20 protein-coding genes are annotated in these 17,075 nt (G+C 66.9%); 13 read left to right on the forward strand and 7 right to left on the reverse strand.

The window, feature by feature from the left end:
• Positions 1-4: 4 nt before the first annotated feature.
• The 3 genes from nagA to ACUJB0_RS12480 are packed head-to-tail and all read right to left on the reverse strand — an operon-like array spanning position 5 to position 2,707.
• The gene (gene nagA, locus ACUJB0_RS12470) at positions 5-1,102 is read right to left on the reverse strand and encodes an N-acetylglucosamine-6-phosphate deacetylase (protein WP_444845497.1); all 1,098 of its coding nucleotides are present in this window, start codon (positions 1,100-1,102) and stop codon (positions 5-7) included.
• Entirely contained in the window at positions 1,099-1,833 is a 735-nt protein-coding gene (locus ACUJB0_RS12475; protein ID WP_444845498.1) for a GntR family transcriptional regulator, read from the reverse strand. Before ACUJB0_RS12475 ends, nagA begins: the two co-directional genes overlap by 4 nt.
• A 4-nt stretch (positions 1,834-1,837) precedes the next feature.
• The gene (locus ACUJB0_RS12480; protein ID WP_444845499.1) at positions 1,838-2,707 is read right to left on the reverse strand and encodes a glucosamine kinase nucleotide-binding domain-containing protein; all 870 of its coding nucleotides are present in this window, start codon (positions 2,705-2,707) and stop codon (positions 1,838-1,840) included.
• Positions 2,708-2,989: 282 nt separating this feature from the next.
• On the opposite strand from ACUJB0_RS12480, the gene ACUJB0_RS12485 reads away from it, so the two are divergent.
• On the forward strand, positions 2,990-3,256 hold the full coding sequence (locus ACUJB0_RS12485; RefSeq protein ID WP_444845500.1) for a hypothetical protein: 267 nt from the start codon (positions 2,990-2,992) through the stop codon (positions 3,254-3,256).
• A gap of 113 nt (positions 3,257-3,369) precedes the next feature.
• Here ACUJB0_RS12485 and ACUJB0_RS12490 read toward each other — a convergent pair whose 3' ends face one another.
• The gene (locus tag ACUJB0_RS12490) at positions 3,370-4,695 is read right to left on the reverse strand and encodes a GIN domain-containing protein (RefSeq protein WP_444845501.1); all 1,326 of its coding nucleotides are present in this window, start codon (positions 4,693-4,695) and stop codon (positions 3,370-3,372) included.
• A 215-nt stretch (positions 4,696-4,910) separates the two neighbouring features.
• Between ACUJB0_RS12490 and ACUJB0_RS12495 the strand changes: the two genes are divergently transcribed.
• From ACUJB0_RS12495 to ACUJB0_RS12540, 10 genes are all read left to right on the forward strand, one after another.
• A complete protein-coding gene (locus ACUJB0_RS12495) occupies positions 4,911-5,096 on the forward strand; it encodes a hypothetical protein (RefSeq protein WP_117015534.1) in 186 nt (61 codons plus the stop codon).
• Positions 5,096-5,611, forward strand: coding sequence for a hypothetical protein (locus ACUJB0_RS12500; RefSeq protein WP_444845502.1), 516 nt, complete (start codon positions 5,096-5,098; stop codon positions 5,609-5,611). Before ACUJB0_RS12495 ends, ACUJB0_RS12500 begins: the two co-directional genes overlap by 1 nt.
• Before the next feature lie 18 nt (positions 5,612-5,629).
• Positions 5,630-7,363, forward strand: a complete 1,734-nt coding sequence (locus ACUJB0_RS12505) for an AAA family ATPase (protein WP_444845503.1) — start codon at positions 5,630-5,632, stop codon at positions 7,361-7,363.
• A 1-nt stretch (position 7,364) separates the two neighbouring features.
• Positions 7,365-8,123 carry a general secretion pathway protein GspB gene (locus tag ACUJB0_RS12510; RefSeq protein WP_444845504.1) on the forward strand — a complete coding sequence of 253 codons (759 nt, stop codon included), beginning with the start codon at positions 7,365-7,367 and terminating at the stop codon, positions 8,121-8,123.
• Between the two features lie 69 nt (positions 8,124-8,192).
• A complete protein-coding gene (locus tag ACUJB0_RS12515) occupies positions 8,193-8,387 on the forward strand; it encodes a hypothetical protein (RefSeq protein WP_444845505.1) in 195 nt (64 codons plus the stop codon).
• A gap of 70 nt (positions 8,388-8,457) precedes the next feature.
• Complete coding sequence (mobB, locus tag ACUJB0_RS12520) at positions 8,458-9,003, forward strand: molybdopterin-guanine dinucleotide biosynthesis protein B (RefSeq protein ID WP_444845506.1); 546 nt, start codon at positions 8,458-8,460, stop codon at positions 9,001-9,003.
• Positions 9,004-9,056: 53 nt separating this feature from the next.
• Complete coding sequence (locus ACUJB0_RS12525) at positions 9,057-9,257, forward strand: YjfB family protein (protein WP_161093236.1); 201 nt, start codon at positions 9,057-9,059, stop codon at positions 9,255-9,257.
• Positions 9,258-9,535: 278 nt separating this feature from the next.
• Positions 9,536-9,808, forward strand: a complete 273-nt coding sequence (locus ACUJB0_RS12530; protein WP_444845507.1) for a BufA1 family periplasmic bufferin-type metallophore — start codon at positions 9,536-9,538, stop codon at positions 9,806-9,808.
• A 22-nt stretch (positions 9,809-9,830) separates the two neighbouring features.
• A complete protein-coding gene (gene bufB / locus ACUJB0_RS12535; RefSeq protein WP_444845508.1) occupies positions 9,831-11,555 on the forward strand; it encodes an MNIO family bufferin maturase in 1,725 nt (574 codons plus the stop codon).
• A 30-nt stretch (positions 11,556-11,585) separates the two neighbouring features.
• On the forward strand, positions 11,586-12,050 hold the full coding sequence (locus tag ACUJB0_RS12540; RefSeq protein ID WP_444845509.1) for a DoxX family protein: 465 nt from the start codon (positions 11,586-11,588) through the stop codon (positions 12,048-12,050).
• Here the strand turns inward: ACUJB0_RS12540 and ACUJB0_RS12545 are convergent.
• A complete protein-coding gene (locus ACUJB0_RS12545; RefSeq protein WP_161087640.1) occupies positions 12,047-12,337 on the reverse strand; it encodes a DUF883 family protein in 291 nt (96 codons plus the stop codon). The two genes, ACUJB0_RS12540 and ACUJB0_RS12545, sit on opposite strands and share 4 nt — an antisense overlap.
• 156 nt (positions 12,338-12,493) lie before the next feature.
• Entirely contained in the window at positions 12,494-12,712 is a 219-nt protein-coding gene (locus tag ACUJB0_RS12550; protein WP_161087641.1) for an RNA-binding S4 domain-containing protein, read from the reverse strand.
• A gap of 224 nt (positions 12,713-12,936) precedes the next feature.
• Between ACUJB0_RS12550 and ACUJB0_RS12555 the strand changes: the two genes are divergently transcribed.
• The gene (locus tag ACUJB0_RS12555) at positions 12,937-13,824 is read left to right on the forward strand and encodes a hypothetical protein (RefSeq protein WP_444845510.1); all 888 of its coding nucleotides are present in this window, start codon (positions 12,937-12,939) and stop codon (positions 13,822-13,824) included.
• 100 nt (positions 13,825-13,924) lie between these two features.
• On the opposite strand, the gene fumC is transcribed toward ACUJB0_RS12555, so the two are convergent.
• A complete protein-coding gene (gene fumC, locus ACUJB0_RS12560) occupies positions 13,925-15,322 on the reverse strand; it encodes a class II fumarate hydratase (RefSeq protein ID WP_444845511.1) in 1,398 nt (465 codons plus the stop codon).
• A gap of 155 nt (positions 15,323-15,477) precedes the next feature.
• Here fumC and ACUJB0_RS12565 point away from each other — a divergent pair, with 155 nt between their 5' ends.
• A complete protein-coding gene (locus ACUJB0_RS12565) occupies positions 15,478-17,067 on the forward strand; it encodes a type IV pilus assembly protein FimV (RefSeq protein WP_444845512.1) in 1,590 nt (529 codons plus the stop codon).
• The last annotated feature ends 8 nt before the right edge of the window (positions 17,068-17,075 follow it).

Consider the following 17,075-nt stretch of genomic DNA (forward strand, 5'->3'; position numbering starts at 1 on the left):
GAGGTCACAACAATTCTCCTTCGATATAGACGGCTTTGAGATTCAGGTCACGGTCGAGCACCACGAAGTCGGCGTAGGCGCCGGGGGCCAGGCGGCCCCGCTCTTGCAGGCCGAGGTAATCGGCCGCATACGTTGAGACCCGTGCCGAGGCATCCGCCAGATCGAGGCCGAGTCCGACCAGGTTGCGCAGCGCCTGGTCCATGGTGAGGGTGCTGCCGGCCAGCGTGCCGTCGGGCAGGCGCACGCCGCCCATGCACTTCATGACGGTGTGGCGGCCCAGCATGTACTCGCCGTCCGGCATGCCGGTGGCGGCGGTCGAATCGGTCACGCAGTACAGCTGCGGGATGCAGCGCAGCGCGGTGCGGATGGCGCCGGGGTGCACGTGCAGCAGGTCGGGAATGAATTCGGCGTACTGCGCGTGGGCCAGCGCGGCGCCGACCATGCCGGGCTCGCGGTGGTGCAGGCCGGTCATGGCGTTGAACAGGTGGGTGAAGCCGTGCGCGCCGTGCTCCAGCGCGGCCACGCCGTCCTCGTAGCTGCCGAGGGTGTGGCCGATCTGCACGCGCATGCCGGCGTCGGACAGTTCGCGCACCAGCGCCAGGTGGCCGCCGATTTCCGGCGCCACAGTGATCAACTTGATCGGCGCGATCGCCTCCAGGCGTTCGACATCGGCCAGCTTGGCGGTGCGCGCGTACGGCGGCTGTGCCCCCAGCTTGCCGGAGTTGATGAACGGTCCTTCCAGGTGCACGCCCAGCACGCGCGCCTCGCCCTTGCCTCGTTGGGCGGCGGCCTTGCCGATGCCCTGCAGCGCCAGGTCGATGTCTTCCGGCGGCGCGGTCATCGTGGTGGCTAGCATGCTGGTGGTGCCGTGCCGCGCGTGGATAGCGGCGATGGTGTGGACCGCGTCGCCGCCCTCCATCACATCCTTGCCGCCGCCGCCGTGCACGTGCAGGTCGATAAAGCCAGGCAGGATATAGGCGTCTTCGTTTTGGGACGGGTCGGTGCTGCTGCCATGGATGGCGGCGATGCGGTCGCTGAAGGTGATCTCGCCGCGGACCCAGCCCGCCGACGTCAGGATATTGCCTTGGATTGCACTGCTCATCTGCGCGACTCCGCTACGAATTCATAATAATCACTGCGGCAATACGAGTGGGTCAGTTCCACCGCCGCGCCGTTGTCGAGATAACTGACGCGGGTGATGTGCAGCATGGCGGCACCCGCGGGGATATTGGCCAGGCGCGCCTGCTCGGCGCTGGCGTTGACGGCGCGGATGTGCTGCAGCGCGCGCATCGGGATGGTGCCGTTGGCTTCCAAATAGCCGTACAGCGAATCGGTCACGCTGTGCGGATTGGGCATGTACTGGGCCGGGATGGTGGTGGTCTCGATCGCCATCACCACGTCGTCCGCGGTGCGCAGGCGCTTCAGGCGCGCCACCGGCATGTTGGGCGACAGGCCGAGCGAGAGCAGCTCCACCGGCGAGGCGATGCCGATGTCGCGCTGCAGCCAGCGCGAGCCGGCGTTGAAGCCGCGCTCGCGCAGCTCCTCGGAAAAGCTGGTCAGGCGCGACAAGGGCTGCTCCAGCTTGGGCGTGATGTAGGTGCCGGAGCCGCGCTTGCGGGTCAGCATGCCGCGCTCGCACAGCATGTCGATCGCCTTGCGGGCGGTCACGCGCGAGATGTGCAGCATGTCCGACAGCACGCGCTCGGACGGCAGGGCCTCGTTGGCGCGCCAGTCGCCGGCGGCGATCCCGTCGGACAGCTTGTTCGCCAGCTGCATGTAGAGCGGGGTGTCGCTGTCGGCATCGGGCTGGAAATCGCTCAACTGGGCTAGCACGGGCTTACTCCTTCAGGCGTTGTTGGATCAGCCGCAGCGCCCCAGCGGCGGAATCGCCCTGCGGCGTGACGATCCGCTTCAACATCGAGACCGGCAGGTAGGGGCGCAACGGCGCCGCCAGCCCGCCGCACAGCGCGATCGGCAGCTTGCCGCCGGCGTCGAGCGCGTTGCCCATCAATTCCACCTGGCGTCCCGCCTCGAGCAGCATGGCGCGCGCGGTGTCGTTCGACTCGCCGTGCTGCAGCACGATGCGCGCCAGTTGCGCGTAGCTGGTCTGGTTGGCCTTCGCGAGCCAGTTCTGCAGCGCGTCGCGGCCGTTGCCGCAGGCTTGCGCAAGGTCGGCGCTGAAGGCGCTGGCCGGCACGCGGCCGTCCAGCACCTGCTGCATATGGTTGGCGGCGCGCAGGCCGATCCAGGCGCCACTTGCTTCGTCGCCGGCCGGGAAGCCCCAGCCGCCGACCTCGACGTGCACGCCGTCGGCGCGCCGGATCTCGCCGACGCTGCCGGTGCCGAGCGCGATGATGGCGCCGGCTTGGCCGCGGTGGGCGCCCAGCACGGTGGTGTGGCCGTCCGATTCCAGCGCCACGCGGGCGTAGCCGGGATTGGCCGCGACGAACTCGGCGGCCCAAGCGCGGTTGTGCACGCCGGCCAGGCCGAGGCCGATGGCGATGGTGTCCCTGGCGGGGAAGTCGATGCCGGCGGCGCGGAAGGCCATGCCGGCCGCGTCCTCGACCGAGGCCCAGGCGTTGGCGATGCCGTGTATCAGGCCGGACGGGCCGCTGACGCCTTCGGCCAGTTCCATGCCGTCGATGCGCGCCAGGCGCACCCTGGTGCCGGTGCCGCCGCCGTCAACGCCGATTAAAAAGTCGATCATGATTATCCGAGAATGCTGTGCCGGGATGCCCCGTGTTGAGGGCACTATATGGGCTGGCAAACCAGCTTGTCAACAGGTATTTAACTGGTATTAAAAAATATTGAAGTGGACTTGCGTTGTCGACTTGGAATGTATTTGTAAGTGATTGTTTTTATGGGTGATTTCTGGTTTTTGGCGCAACTGGTCCGGTGTCGCATTTGCATGCCACTTTGGTCTGGTTTTGGTAGGAAAGGGGGCTGAGGGAGTACACTATGGCTTTAGTGCACTTTTGAAGGCAAGATGATGAACGATTACTGGGACGACTGGCAGAAGGAAGCGTTGGCTGCCGGCGTGAAGGCGCCGCTGGCCAAGCTGGGGATGGAAGTGCTGAAGGCGAACCGCAAGAATCGCTGGCCCAAGCACTTCCTGGGCCGGATGGAGGATGGTCCGATGATGCTGGCGATGTGCCTGGAGGAGCCGGACGAGACGGAGCTGCTGTTCATCGAGAACCTGCATCCTTACGACGCCAAGCTGATCGCCGCCACCAAGAAGCGCCTCTGCTTCGATTAAACAACTTTTGGGCAAGCAACTTTGGGGTCAAGTCTGACATTCGGACACGAGCTCAGCTGTAAGCACGTACTTACAGCTGAGCTCGTGTCCGAATGTCAGACTTGACCCCAATTTTATTTGGTGTTTTTGCGGTCGTAGGTGGTGGTTTTGTCGGCGACGTTGACGGTGGCGTTGCCGGGACCGCTGACGTGGACGTCGGCCTGGCTGGTCCACAACTGACGCGCGTGCAGGCTGCCCGAGCCGCTCAGCTGCGCGACCAGCGTGTCGGTCTTGCCTTCGAGCTTGACTTCGCCCGGGCCGTGCATGTTGAGCTTGACGTTCTTGCAGGCGGCGGTGGCGCTGAGGTCGCCTGAGCCGCTGAGCTCGGCGTCGAGCGCGTCGCTGACCTTGTTCAGGAAGATGTTGCCCGGCCCCCGGCTGCGCGTGACGGCGCGCGCCACCTGCAGCGCCTGCCCCTCCAGATCCCCCGAGCCGCTCACTTCCGCGCTGAGCACGCCCACGCTGCCCGACAGGTTCATATTGCCCGGCCCGCTGAGCAGGGCGCGCGCGGTGGGCGCCATCAGCCCGCGCACGGTCAGGTCGCCCGAGCCGTGCACCTCGGCGTCGAATTTCTTGATGGCGCCGGACAGGCAGGCTTCGCCGGGGCCGTGCAGCATGGCGCTGGCCGCCTCGGTGTTGAGCGCGCACGCCTCCAGGTCGCCCGAGCCTGCGATCTCGACGCGGATTTCCTTGGTTGCCCCCTGCAGTGACACCGAACCCGGCCCGTGCATCGAGGCGTTGATCTTGTTGGCGTGCAGGTCGTCGAGGTCGAGGTCGCCCGAGCCGGTGACCGACAGGTTGACGTCCTGTGTCATGCCGCCGGCGCTGACGTCGCCGGGGCCGCTCATGGTCAGGTTCAGGCTGGCCGCCTTGAGCGTGCGCAGGTCGAGGTCGCCGCTGCCGGAGGCCTCGACCGTCAAGTCGCGCACGCTGCCGCTGGCGTGCACATCGCCGGGGCCTTCCGAGGTCAAGGTCAATTGTTGCCCTTGGAATTGTTGCAGATCAACGTCACCGCTGCCGGAGTTGCGTAGGCTTTTCAGGCCGGCCGCGCTGATGCGGATGGTCATCGGCGGCTTGTTGTCCTTGCCCCAGCTGAAATTGAAGGTCCAGCCCTTGCTTTTCGTGCGCGGCTGGCGCACGGTGAGGGTGTCGCCGCTGACCGAGGTTTCGATGTCGGCGAACTGGCGGCGCAGGCCGGACAGTTCGATGGTGTTGCCCGGCTGCGCCGTGACGATCACCCGGAACGGGCCGCTGATGGCGAGCTTGCTGAAGGCCGCGACGGTGCGCGTTTCGGTGCCGGTGCTGTCGTCCTTTGGGGTGTCGGCCAAGGCGGCGGTGCCGGCCAGCGATGCCAGCAACAGGGCGGAAACCAGCGCGGTGTGTTTGATCGTCTGCTTCATATTGTTCTCGATGATGGGAAGTGGCGAGGATTGAACGATATGACAATTGCCGGCCGGCGGCGCGCGGAATGGGACGGACGCGCGTAACAGGGGGATCAGCTGCAAAATATCGGTGGTGAACCGTGATTCAACTTCGGCCCGGCGCCGCCGTTAAATGTCATAATGGACGCCAGCATGTATTGCCGGGGAATACCTGGCGGATCAAGGGAGTACACATGATCAGATATATGGGAACCAAAAATACAGAGGATGGCTCGGTGCTGTATATTTTTTTGATTAACGGCTTGCAGAAGGAAATTCGGGAAAGCGCCTTGAAACAATATCCTGGCTGTTACGAAGCCCTTCCGGCCACGGCCAAGGCGCGCATCAGCGCCAACCGCTCCTGGCTGTCGAAACTATAATGCCGTCCTTTCCGGGTATGCTGCGCGGCGCCCTGGTCGCCGGGCTGGCGGCCGCCTGCTGCGCGGCCGGCGCGCAGTCGGTGCCGACCACCTTCGGCACCATCATCGGCAACGGCCTGCTGTGCCGCGACCAGACCGACAACCTGTATTTCTACGACTATCTGCTGAAGGCGTTCGGCCCGGCGTACAAGCACGACGGCGGCGCCTACTGGTTCAAGACCGACGGCGCCAACCTGTGGGGCACGCCGATTTCCGAGGTCATGGTCAGCGACGACACCAGCACCTATATCTTCGTCGGCGCCGTGGCCGAGGCTACGCCGGAGGAGCTGGAGCGCGCCATCATCGCCCAGGTCGGCCTGCATTATGCGAGAATCGACAGTTCGGCATATCCGGTGCGCGAGGCCAAGCCGGCCAGCCGCATCGTCTACTTCGACACCAAATCCAAGATTTACTGCGCCAAGTTCAAGCCCTTGCCGCCGGTGCAGCCGCCGCCGGTGCGCCAGCGCTTGAAGTAGCGCATCGCCAGGGTCTTCATGTACACGCATTTTTTCAATCTGAAACAGTCGCCGTTTTCCATCGCGCCCGATCCCCGCTACCTGTTCATGAGCGAACGCCATCGCGAGGCGCTGGCGCATCTGTTGTACGGCGTGGGCAGCGGCGGCGGCTTCGTGCTGCTGACCGGCGAGATCGGCGCCGGCAAGACCACAGTGTGCCGCTGCTTCATGGAGCAGATTCCGGACAACTGCAAGCTGGCCTACATCTTCAATCCCAAGCTGTCGGTGGAGGAGCTGCTGCTGTCGATCTGCGACGAGTTCGGCATCGCGCTGGCGCCGGAGGGGCGGATCAGCGTGAAGGGTTATGTGGATGCGATCAACGCCTATCTGCTGGACAGCCATGCGCAGGGCCGCAACAACGTGCTGATCATCGACGAGGCGCAGAACCTGTCGGCCGAGGTGCTGGAGCAGCTGCGTCTGCTGACCAACCTGGAGACCAGCGAGCGCAAGCTGCTGCAGATCATCCTGATCGGCCAGCCGGAGCTGCGCGCGATGGTGGCGCGGCCGGAGCTGGAGCAGCTGGCGCAGCGGGTGATCGCGCGCTATCACCTGGGCTCGCTGAGCGAGGCGGAGACCGGGGCGTATATCGAGCATCGCCTGGCGGTGGCGGGCGCGGCGGCGATCGCGCCTTTTCCGCGCCGGCTGATGGGGCTGGTGCACAGCCTGGCCAAGGGCGTGCCGCGCCGTATCAATCTGCTGTGCGACCGGGCGTTGTTGGGCGCGTATGTGGAGAACCAGCCGCAGGTGACGCGCAACATCCTGCGCAAGGCGGCGGCCGAGGTGTTTGCCAAGCCTGACGCGGCGTCGGCCGGCGAGGGTGGGCGGGCCGGCGGGGCGCGCTGGCCTTGGGTGGCGGCCGGCGTGCTGGGTGGCGTGATCCTCAGCGTGGCGGGCTGGCAGCTGGCGGCGCGCGATGTCAAGCCGGCCTTGCCGGGCGCGCAGGCGGCTTCGGCGCCGCTGGCTGCGCCCAGGGCGGCGCTTGCCGGGGCTGCGGCGGGGGCGGTGTCTCGGGCAGCGCTTGCCGGTTCCCCGACTGCGCCGACAGCCAAGGCGGCGCTTGCCGGCTCCGCGTCCGCGTTGAGCGGGGAGGGCGCGTTGCCCACAGTCGCACAGGGCGGCAGCGCGGCGGCCTTGCGCCAGCTGGCGGCGATCTGGGGGCTGGCGCTGCCGGACGGCGAGCCTTGTCCCACGGCGGCGCGCCTGAACCTGCGCTGTCTGCAGGTCAAGGGCGGGATGGCGGAGTTGCGTCTACTGGATCGTCCGGCGATGCTGACCCTGCACGACGATCCCACCGCGCCCAATTATGTGCTGCTGACGGCAATCGACGACGGCGGCGCAACTATCGTCGCCCCCGGCGGCAAGCCGCAGCGCATCGGCCTGGACGCGCTGGCGGCGCGCTTCGACGGCGAGTTCACCACGTTCTGGCGCGCGCCGCGCAGCTGGCGCGACGAGGTCTCCGGCGGCGATCACGGTCCCGACGTGGACTGGCTGGCGCGGCGCCTGGCCCAGATCTACGGGCTGAAGAAGCCGCTGGACGATCAGCCGCTGAGCGCCGGCCTGCGCGCGCGCCTGGTCGATTTCCAGACCGAGCAGCATCTCAAGGCGGACGGCGTGGCCGGTCCGAAAACTTTCATCCGGCTGTATCAGCTGGGCGGCGTGCAGGAGCCGCGCCTGCTGGCGCGCGCTGATGTAGGCGCCGGGGCGGGGAAATAATATGTCGTATATTTTGGAAGCATTGAAGAAGGCGCAGGCGGAACGTCAGCTGGGCAGCGCGCCCACGCTGCACGCGCCGACCTTGCACGGGACGGAGCGCGAGGCGGCCGGCGGTGTGCTGAAGAAGCCGCTGGTGCTGGCGTTGCTGGCGATGGGCGTGGCGGTCGTGGTGTTGCTGGTCCTGGTGCTGCGCCCGGCACAGCAGCCGGCAGCCATGCCGCAGGCCACGCTTGCGCCGGCCGTCGCCCCAGCGGCTGCTCAGATGACCGCTGCCCAGGGCGTCAACGCGCCGACGGCGACTGGCCCGGCTACGGCCGGACCAGCCCTCGACGTTCAGCCGGCCGCTACGCCGGCACTGGGTGCGCCGCAGGTTGCGTCTGCCGCTCCGGCAGCCAACGCGCCGCAGGCTGTCGCCTTGCCGCCGCCGGTGGCGACCGTGACGCCTGTGCCGCGTCCGCATCCCTCGGCGCAGCCTGCCGAGCAGACGGCCATGGCCGACCAGGCCGCCAAGCCGGCCGCCGCGCCGGAAGAGCCGGTCCAGAACCTGCGCGACCTGCCGGAACCTATCCAGCGTTCCATTCCGCACATCGCGGTCGGCGGCTACATTTATTCCAAGAACCCGGCCGACCGGCTGCTGTTGATCGACAAGGTCCTGCGCCACGAAGGCGAGGAGGTCGCTGCCGGCCTGGTCCTGGAGAAGCTGCAGCCGCGCGAGGCGGTGTTCAATTTCAAGGGCTATCGCTACCGCGTTCCGTATTGAAAGCTGTCATCCGCCCGTCATGTAGAAATGATATTTTTCCATCATTGATATTCATGCACGGGAAATACGATGAAATACCTGAAATTGTTGCCGCTGCTGATAGCCGCCGCCTTCGCTGTTCCACGCGCACACGCCGCGGCACAGTCGCCGTCCACGCAACAGGAGACCGGCGCAGATGCCGCCGGCCTGATCTGCGTCGGCTTGTTGCTGCTGGGCGCGCGCGGCGCCCGCAACGAACGCTTCAAGGCCCTGAACGAGGAGTAAGGCGCTGCCGTGCCCGCGTCGATGTTGCTGCGTATAATGGCGGCGACGAGATGCTGTGGAGAGGCTGGCAATGCAACAAGACATACCCGCGCGTGAGCGCACTGTACTGGCCGTGGTCGGAACCTCGGGCAGCGGCAAGACCACGCTGCTGGAGGTGCTCATCGCCGGCCTGGCGGCACGCGGGCTGAAGGTCAACGTCGTCAAGCACAGCCACCACGACCTGGAGCTGGAGCCGCCGCACAAGGACAGCGCGCGCCTGCGCATGGCAGGCGCGGCCGAGGTGATGGTGGCGTCGCCGTTCCGGTTCGCCATCGTGCGCGAGCTGCGCGGCGCGCCCGAGCCGTCGCTGGATGAGCAGCTGGACCGCCTCGCGCCCGCCGACCTGACCCTGCTGGAAGGTTTCAAATCCTACCCGGTCGCCAAGTTGGAGGTGTATCGCGCGGCGGCCGGCAAGCCGCCGCTGTATCCTGACGATGGACGCGTGATCGCGGTCGCCTCCGACCAGCCCGCGCCGGCGGACCTGCGGCCGGGCGTGGACTGGCTGGATGTGAACCAGCCCCAGGCGGTGCAAGCCTGGCTGGAGGCCTATTTGAAAAAAGTTTCGTCCAACGCCTAAAGTTGGCCGCAGAACGTCCGTAAAAGAAGTGATACGCCTTATTGGAGGATCACATGGACATTTCAGGCATTGCTCAAGTAGCAACCACGATCGCGGACACCGGCACCAAGCAGGCGGTCGGCGTGGCGGTGTTGAAGAAGGCCCAGGACATCCAGGCGTCCAGCGCCGCGGCCCTGATCGAGGCGATTCCGCCGGTGCCGTCGGCGCCGAACCTGCCTTCGCACCTCGGCAACACGATCAACACGACAGCCTGAACGGCGTCGTTGCGGCCCGCCCGGCGCCGCGTTACTGTCCTGCGCACCGCCCGGTGCGCAGCGTGCCGGTGCATGTCCGCGTCCGGCGCAATTTCCCGATTTGAACCCGGTTAACAGAATGATGCGTAATCGCGTTATTGCTGGTACGCTGCGTTTGCTCGGCAGTGTTGAAAAAAATCCGAAAAAAACTGTAAGGACTGCCCGCCGTTGGCCGACTACCGTACAGTTGCAGACGATTTGCGTTGCACAACCTAACTTCATCCTTGAGGAGACTTACCATGAACAAACGTCAAGCCCTGATCGCCGCCGCCCTGGCCACCGTATACGCCGCTTCCGCCGTCACCGCTTCCGCCGCGACCGCGTCGGCCTCGGCTGAAAAAGAGAAGTGCTTCGGCATCGCCAAGGCTGGCCAGAACGATTGCGCCGCCGCCAATGGTTCGCACTCCTGCGCCGGCCAGTCGAAGACCGACAACGGCGCCGCCGAGTGGAAGTATGTGGCCAAGGGCACCTGCGAAAAAGCCGGCGGCAAAACTGCTGCGCCAGCCAAGTAATCGCGCTGCCGGTCGCGGAGCCATGTCCTTGCCAGGTCCAGCGCAGCCGATGCCGGGCGTGGGCGTGGGGCTGAGGGCTCCGCATTACCGGCAATTCATCGAGCAGCGGCCGCGCGCCGCCTGGCTCGAAGTCCACACCGAAAATTATCTCGATCAAGCCGGCTGGGACTGGCACGTGCTGCAGCAATTGCGGCGCGATTATCCGATCAGCCTGCATGGCGTCGGCCTGGGACTGGGCTCGGCGCGCGGCTTCTCCGAACAGCATCTCGACCGCGTGCGCGCGCTGGTGCAGCGCGTGGAGCCCATGCTGGTGTCCGAACATCTGTGCTGGAGCGCCGTCGGCGACCGGCAACTCAACGATTTACTTCCGCTGACCTTGGACCAGGCCGCGCTCGACCTGCTGTGCGCGCGCGTGGGCAGGGTGCAGGATGTGCTCAAGCGCCAGCTACTGCTGGAAAACGTGTCGACCTATGTGCGCTTCCACGCGGACGCGATGAGCGAGGCGGAGTTCATGGCGGCATTGGCGGCGCGCACCGGCTGCGGCCTGCTGCTCGACATTAACAATCTCTACGTCAACCAATGCAACCACGGCGAGGACGCGCTGGCCGCGATCGCCGCGATCCGGCCCGGCATGGTGGGCGAGATGCACCTGGCCGGCCATCTGGTGACGCCGGAAGCGGTGATCGACCATCACGGCGACACCGTGGCCGAGCCGGTCTGGCGGCTGTACGAGGCGGCGTTGCGGCGCTTCGGCGCGGTGCCGACGCTGATCGAATGGGATACCGATATTCCCGAGCTGAGCGTGCTGTTGGGCGAGGCGGAGAAGGCTGAGGCGCTGCATCGGCGTTATGTCGCCGTGGCCGAGGCGCCGCTCCCGGCAGGGCAGGCAGCTGCCGGTCGGCGGACAGCGGCCGACGCGCACGCGGCGTCCAACGAGCAGGTGGCGGCAGCGGCCGACTCGCAGAGTCCGGCCGGCGAGCAGGCGCCGGCGCTGGCCGCCAGCCAGCAGACCTTCGCCGGCGCGCTGTTCGATGCGCGCCAGACGTCGGCCGCGCTGGCGCTGTTCAAGGGCGAGCGCAACGAGCACCGCTACGCGCTGTATCGCGGCAACCTCAGCGCCACCTGGAGCAAGACGCTGGGCGCGGCCTATCCGGTGATCCAGCAACTGGTGGGCGAGGAATTCTTCGGCGGCCTGGCGCAGGCGTACGGCCGCGCCCATCCCTCCGACAACGGCGACCTGAACCGCTTCGGTGCCCACTTCGCCGCCTTCCTGCGCACCTTCCCGCATGTGGCCGACTACCCCTATCTGCCGGACATGGCGACGCTGGAATGGACGCTGCACCGCGCCCACTACGCGCCGTCGGCGGACGGCGTGACGGCGCAGCAGATGGCGGCGCTGACGCCGGAGCAGATCGAAACCGCGCGGCTGACGCTGCATCCGGCCTGCACGCTGCTGGCGTCGGAGTGGGCGACGATATCGCTGTGGCAGGCGCACCAGGCCGGCAGCGGCGTGCCGTTCCCGGCCGAGCTGGCGGCGCCGGATTACGGGCTGGTCACGCGGCCGCGCTGGAAGACCCAGGTGCTGCCGCTGACGGCGGCCAGCCATGCGGCCTTGTCGGTGCTGGCGGCGGGCGGCGCGTTCGGCGCGGCGCTGGACGCGGCCTTCGAGCGCGACGACGACTACGACATCGCCGCCAATCTGCAGCAATGGATAGATCACGCATTGATTGTCAGGATAGACGCCTAGCGGCGACTAACTAATTTTGAAAGCGCAATGATGAAAACTATCCTCGGCTGGCACCAACAAATTTCCCGCTTCGACGGGGCACTCACCGCGTGGGGCGGTTCCCTGATGAGCCTGGCGTTGCGCTGGTACGTGGGCTGGCAATTCTTCAAGGCCGGCCTGATCAAGGTCAGCGACTGGAGCGCGACGCTGGCGCTGTTCCACGACGAATACAAGGTGCCGCTGCTGCCGCCGGACCTGGCGGCCTACTTCGGCGCTGCCGGCGAGCTGGCGCTGCCGGTGCTGTTGTGCGTGGGATTGGTGTCGCGGCCGGCGGCGCTGGCGCTGTTCCTGGTGAACGCGATGGCGGTGATTTCCTACCCGCAGCTGCTGACCTTCGAGTGCCCGGCCGCGATCAACGACCACTTCTACTGGGGCGCGATGTTGCTGGTGCTGGTGGCCTACGGTCCGGGAAAATTGTCGCTGGACGCCTGGCTGGCCGGACGCCGCGCCGTTTAAGTAGGGCGGAAGGCGCGCAGCAGCTTGGCCTCGCCGGTCAGGTCCTTGTGCAGGCGGTTGGCGGCGGCGGTGAGCTCCATCATGCGGTTGAGCTGGACATCCTCGAAGCGCGCCAGTTCCTCGGTGGCGGTGAGCAGCGCCTGCGCCAGCTTGGCGCGCGCCGCCTGATACAGCAGGCCGTGGTGTTGGCCGGTGTTCTTGAGCAGTTCCTCGGCGTTTTCGATCACTTGCCGCAGGTCGTCGAGCAGGCGTTCCTGTGTTTGCATATTGGGTGCAGGATCGTCCATGACGTTCCCCTGGTCATAAATGAAACTGGTTGAACAAGCCGGGCGGCAGGCCATTTCAATATATCGGCGCGGGCTGCCGCCGGTTTGCGCTGCGTCAAACGGGCCTCCCCGCCACACGCTTCAGCTTAGCCTGTTATTGCCCAAATGCAAGAGAAATTACACGCCAACGACGCTGATGCGCACGTCGCCGACGCTCACTTGCTGGCCGGCGCGGATCTTGGCGGTCTTGCGCAATTCCTGTTTGCCGTCGACCTTGACGCCGCCTTCGGCGACCATCATCTTGCCGGCGCCGCCGCTGTCGCACAGGCCCACCAGCTTGAGCAACTGATTTAGCTCAACGAATTCGCCGCTCAATTCAAAACTTACTTTCTGCATTTTATCCTCTGTTGCTATGATGTGAAATCGGTGCCGGTGCCAGCTTTTGATAGTGTAGCGGCATTCCGACAGGGCCGCAGTTTACTCGATGTTTGCCTCACGGTTGAGGTTGCCGTCGGGCAAAAAGCTTGCTATCCTGAGTTAACTGCTGAATTTTTGTGCAGCATGGTTTGCCCTCAGCGAGTTGCACCATGAACAAGTATCTCTGGCCAGTCGCAGTCTTGATGTGCCCGCTTTCCGGCTTGGCGGGCGCCGCCACACCCGATCCCTTCGCCCCGCAAAAACCGCCGCCCGCGTTTGAAAAACGGGCCAATTCGTCGTTGCTGTTCGATGCGGCGGACCGCCAGTCCGCGCTCAGCGAGCAGTTGCAGGGCGAGGGCGCGGCGCGCTACGGCGCGCTCTTCAGCGGCGGGCCGCGCCTGCATGTCGGCGCCTTGCCGGACAACCTGGCCTTGCTCGATCCGCTCGGCCCCATGCTTAACGAGCACAGCAAGCGTTTCCTCACCAGTGCTGATTTTGAAAAGAAAATGGGGCGCGCGGTCGGCATCCTGACCGTCGGCATCTTGCGCGAGACCGGCTCGGTGCTGGGTTCGCAGCAGGCGCCGGCGCTGGCGATGAACACCCGGCCCACCACCACCTTCACCTCGGCCTCGCTGGGCTACGCGCTCAGTTCGCGCAGCGCATTGATGCTGATGGCGTCGTACGGCCGCACCGAGGGCATCGGCAATCCGGACAGTTTGATCGCCCAGGTGTCGTCGGTGCGCACGATGGCGTTCAGCGTGGGACTGTCGACGCGCGAGCTGTTCAACAGCCACGACCGCTTTGCCGTGACCTTGTCGGTGCCGGCCAAGGTGCGGGCCGGCACGCTGCAATACAGCGGCGCGGCGCCACAGAGCGGCGATCCCGGCGCTCCGGCCTTCGGCGCGCCGACGCTGAACTTGCGCCCGACCGCGACCGAGCGCGACCTGGAATTCGGCTACACCACCACGTTCGGCCGCGATGGCCGCCTGGGCAAGGTGACCGGCGCCGTCATGTGGCGGGTCAACCCCGGCCACGACGCCGGCGCCAAGCCGGACTGGCTCACCGGCGTGCGCTATTCTCGGGGCTTCTGAGAAGGCGTCTCAAAATGACCGTGGCGTCGTTGCGGCTCCTTGCCGTGCAGCTGCACTGTCTTCGTCGCCGCGCCTAGCCACGCTCATTTTGAGTCACCTTCTAGCCCTTGGCGCCGGGTCGGGTCATGTCCAGCGGCACGATCCACTGCTCGAACTGCTCGGCGCTGACGTAGCCCAGCGCCAGCGCGGCCTCCTTCAACGTGCTTCCCTCGTGCTGCGCCTTCTTGGCGATGGCGGCCGCCTTGTCGTAGCCGATGTGCGGCGCCAGCGCCGTCACCAGCATCAGCGAACGTTCCATCAGCTCGGCGATGCGCTCGCGGTTCGGTTCGATGCCGTGCACGCAGTGTTCGTCGAAACTGCGCATGCCGTCGGCCAGCAGGCGCGCGCTTTGCAGGAAGTTGTGGGCGATCAGAGGCTTGTAGACGTTGAGCTCGAAGTTGCCGGAGGCGCCGCCCATGGTGATGGCGACGTCGTTGCCGAACACCTGGCAGCACAGCATGGTCAGCGCTTCGCACTGGGTCGGATTGACCTTGCCCGGCATGATGGAGCTGCCCGGCTCGTTTTCCGGGATGGTGATCTCGCCCAGGCCGGAGCGCGGGCCGGACGCCATCCAGCGCACGTCGTTGGCGATCTTCATCAGCGCGGCGGCCAGCGTCTTGAGCGCGCCGTGCGCCGACAGCAGGGCGTCGTGGCCGGCCAGCGCGGCGAACTTGTTGTCGGCGCTGCGGAAGGGCAGGGCCAGCGTGTGCTCCAGCTCGGCGGCGATGCGGTGCGCGTACTCGGGGTGGGCGTTGAGGCCGGTGCCGACCGCGGTGCCGCCGGCCGCCAACTGCAGCACGCCGGGCAGGGCGGTGCTGATGGCGCGCTCGGCGAAGTCGAGGTGGGCCACGTAGCCGGAGAACTCCTGGCCCAGCGTCAGCGGGGTGGCGTCCTGCAGATGGGTGCGGCCGATCTTGACGATGTCGGCGAAGACCTCGGCCTTGGCGTGCAGCTGGTCGCGCAGCTGGCGCAGCGCCGGCAGCACGTTGCCGGCCAAGGCTTGCGCGGCGGCCACGTGGATGGCGGTGGGGAAGATGTCGTTCGACGACTGGCCCTTGTTGACGTCGTCGTTGGGGTGCAGCTTGCGCGATTCACCGCGCACGCCGCCCATCAGCTCGGAGCCGCGGTTGGCCAGCACCTCGTTCATGTTCATGTTGGACTGGGTGCCGGAGCCGGTCTGCCACACGGCCAGCGGGAATTCGGTCGGGTGCTTGCCGGCCAGTACCTCGTCGGCCGCCTGGGTGATGGCGATGGCCCTGTCGCCCTCCAGCAGGCCCAGGTCGAGGTTGACGCGCGCGGCGGCGCGCTTGACGCTGGCCAGCGCGTGGATCAGCTCGGGCGGCATGCGCTCGGTGGAGATGCGGAAATGCTCCAGCGAGCGCTGGGTTTGCGCGCCCCACAACTGGTGGTCGGGGACGTTGATCGGGCCGAAACTGTCACGTTCACTTCTGGTGTTCATGGTTTTTCCTTTGCACGGGAATGGCAATCATGTGTATTTGCCAAGGTCCGTCCAGTGTAGCGCAGTCTGGAAAAATTAACCTAGGGCTACAAAACCGGGAAAATCAGCCGTTATAGCTGATACACTTTAAGAATTCGCGGCCAAGCGACCCCAACATGCAGCGCAACACTCTCCTGACCTCGATCCTAGCCGGCGCCTTATTGCTGGCCACCGCCGCCCCTGCGGCGGAGCTGGGCGATATCGCCGTGCGATCCTACATCGGCCAGCCGCTGGCGGCCGACATCGAGCTGGTGCAGCTGGCGCCGGACGAGGTGTCGGCGTTGCAGGTTCGGCTGGCGCAGCAGGACGTGTATCGCGGCGCCAACATCACGATGAATCCGGCGCTGGGTTCGCTGCACATGACCGTGGTGCGGCGCGACGGCCGCCAGTTCCTGCATCTCACCACCACCCGCGCCATCGATGCCGAGTATGTTCATTTGTTCCTGGAGCTGAGCGCGGCCGGGCGCCAGGATGTGCGCGCCGCGACCGTGTGGCTGCAGGCGGATCCGAATCCGGCACCGCCGCCGTTGCCGGCCCCGACGGCGGCGCAGGCGGCGTTGCTGGCGCGGGCGGAGCGGGCGGTTCAGGCGGCTGCGCCGGCGCCGGCGCCGGCCCAAGCCCCGGCCTCGGCCCAAACTCCGGTTGCGCCGGCCGCCGCGCCGGTGCGCGACAGGACGCGCCCGGCGCCGATGCCGGCCGCGCATGAATCTGAAGTGGGCGAGCCGGGCGGCTTGCGGTCCTCGGCGGGATTGGCATCGCCTGTGCGGCGGCCGGCTCCGGCGCCGCTGCCTGCACGCCGGCCAATTGCGGACAAGGCTGGCGGCGGGGAGGCGGATCAGGCTGGCGGGGCCGTGCCGTTGGGCGTGGCGCAGGCCTTGTTGCCTTTGCCGCCACTGCCGCTGCCCAAGGGCGTGAAGCGGCCGGCCGCGCCGGTGGCGTGCACGCCGTCCGGCATGACCGCGAAAGAATGCGCGGCGCTTGATACGCATAGTGTCGAGTTGTCCAGCAAGTTGGTCGAGCTGGAGGGCAGGGTCAAGCTGCTGCAAGGCGCGCTGGCGGCGAAGGGTGGGGCGGCCAGTCCTGCGCCATCTGTGGCATCCGGCGTGCACGGCGGAGCGGCCAGCGCGGCGCCGGCTGCTGCGTCCGGCGGGCAGGGCGGGGCGGCCAGCAAGGCGTCGTCTGCGGCGTCCGGCGCGCAGGGCGCGGCGGCGGCTGGGCATGACAGCGGGGCAGCGGGGCATGAAGGGGCGGCTTCGGCTGCGCGCGCGGGTCCGGCGCCGGCCGATGCGGCGGGCGCCAGCGCCCACGCCAGCGCGGGCGGTGCGGGACACGGGGAGGCGCATGGCGCTTCGGCTTCGGCGTCTGTGTCCGCCAGCGCTGCGGCTGCTGGCGGGGCTGAATCGGCGTCCGTTGAAGCGAGCGCGCCGGTCAAGAAGGTGCGTGTGTTGCCCAAACTGAAGTACAAAAAGGAAAAACCGCCGGAGCCGGCCGCCAGCAACTGGCCGCTGATCGCGGGTGGAGCCGGCGCGCTGGCGCTGTTGCTGGGCGCGGGCGGGTACTTCTATCTGCGCAAGAAACGCGGCAGCGGGCCGCTGCAGATCTGGCAGGGCTTCCGCAAGAAAAAGCCGACCGCCGAGGGCGATACGCCGATGGAGGCGCCGCCGCTGCATGAGGTCACACCGGAATCCATGATGGAAAAACAATAAAAAGGTAA

The sequence above is a fragment of the Duganella caerulea genome (assembly GCF_040362985.1).
In the GTDB taxonomy this organism is placed as follows: domain Bacteria; phylum Pseudomonadota; class Gammaproteobacteria; order Burkholderiales; family Burkholderiaceae_D; genus Rugamonas; species Rugamonas vulcania.

Excerpts from the sequence above, each read along its gene's own strand:
- ACUJB0_RS12510 (WP_444845504.1), top strand. The coding sequence starts at position 7,365 with ATGTCGTATATTTTGGAAGCATTGAAGAAGGCGCAGGCGGAACGTCAG.
- mobB (WP_444845506.1), top strand. The coding sequence starts at position 8,458 with ATGCAACAAGACATACCCGCGCGTGAGCGCACTGTACTGGCCGTGGTC.
- ACUJB0_RS12495 (WP_117015534.1), top strand. The coding sequence starts at position 4,911 with ATGATCAGATATATGGGAACCAAAAATACAGAGGATGGCTCGGTGCTG.
- ACUJB0_RS12545 (WP_161087640.1), bottom strand. The coding sequence starts at position 12,337 with ATGGACGATCCTGCACCCAATATGCAAACACAGGAACGCCTGCTCGAC.
- ACUJB0_RS12485 (WP_444845500.1), top strand. The coding sequence starts at position 2,990 with ATGAACGATTACTGGGACGACTGGCAGAAGGAAGCGTTGGCTGCCGGC.
- ACUJB0_RS12555 (WP_444845510.1), top strand. The coding sequence starts at position 12,937 with ATGTGCCCGCTTTCCGGCTTGGCGGGCGCCGCCACACCCGATCCCTTC.
- ACUJB0_RS12500 (WP_444845502.1), top strand. The coding sequence starts at position 5,096 with ATGCCGTCCTTTCCGGGTATGCTGCGCGGCGCCCTGGTCGCCGGGCTG.
- ACUJB0_RS12480 (WP_444845499.1), bottom strand. The coding sequence starts at position 2,707 with ATGATCGACTTTTTAATCGGCGTTGACGGCGGCGGCACCGGCACCAGG.
- ACUJB0_RS12565 (WP_444845512.1), top strand. The coding sequence starts at position 15,478 with ATGCAGCGCAACACTCTCCTGACCTCGATCCTAGCCGGCGCCTTATTG.
- ACUJB0_RS12515 (WP_444845505.1), top strand. The coding sequence starts at position 8,193 with ATGAAATACCTGAAATTGTTGCCGCTGCTGATAGCCGCCGCCTTCGCT.
- bufB (WP_444845508.1), top strand. The coding sequence starts at position 9,831 with ATGTCCTTGCCAGGTCCAGCGCAGCCGATGCCGGGCGTGGGCGTGGGG.
- ACUJB0_RS12525 (WP_161093236.1), top strand. The coding sequence starts at position 9,057 with ATGGACATTTCAGGCATTGCTCAAGTAGCAACCACGATCGCGGACACC.
- nagA (WP_444845497.1), bottom strand. The coding sequence starts at position 1,102 with ATGAGCAGTGCAATCCAAGGCAATATCCTGACGTCGGCGGGCTGGGTC.
- ACUJB0_RS12530 (WP_444845507.1), top strand. The coding sequence starts at position 9,536 with ATGAACAAACGTCAAGCCCTGATCGCCGCCGCCCTGGCCACCGTATAC.
- ACUJB0_RS12505 (WP_444845503.1), top strand. The coding sequence starts at position 5,630 with ATGTACACGCATTTTTTCAATCTGAAACAGTCGCCGTTTTCCATCGCG.
- ACUJB0_RS12550 (WP_161087641.1), bottom strand. The coding sequence starts at position 12,712 with ATGCAGAAAGTAAGTTTTGAATTGAGCGGCGAATTCGTTGAGCTAAAT.
- ACUJB0_RS12490 (WP_444845501.1), bottom strand. The coding sequence starts at position 4,695 with ATGAAGCAGACGATCAAACACACCGCGCTGGTTTCCGCCCTGTTGCTG.
- ACUJB0_RS12540 (WP_444845509.1), top strand. The coding sequence starts at position 11,586 with ATGAAAACTATCCTCGGCTGGCACCAACAAATTTCCCGCTTCGACGGG.
- fumC (WP_444845511.1), bottom strand. The coding sequence starts at position 15,322 with ATGAACACCAGAAGTGAACGTGACAGTTTCGGCCCGATCAACGTCCCC.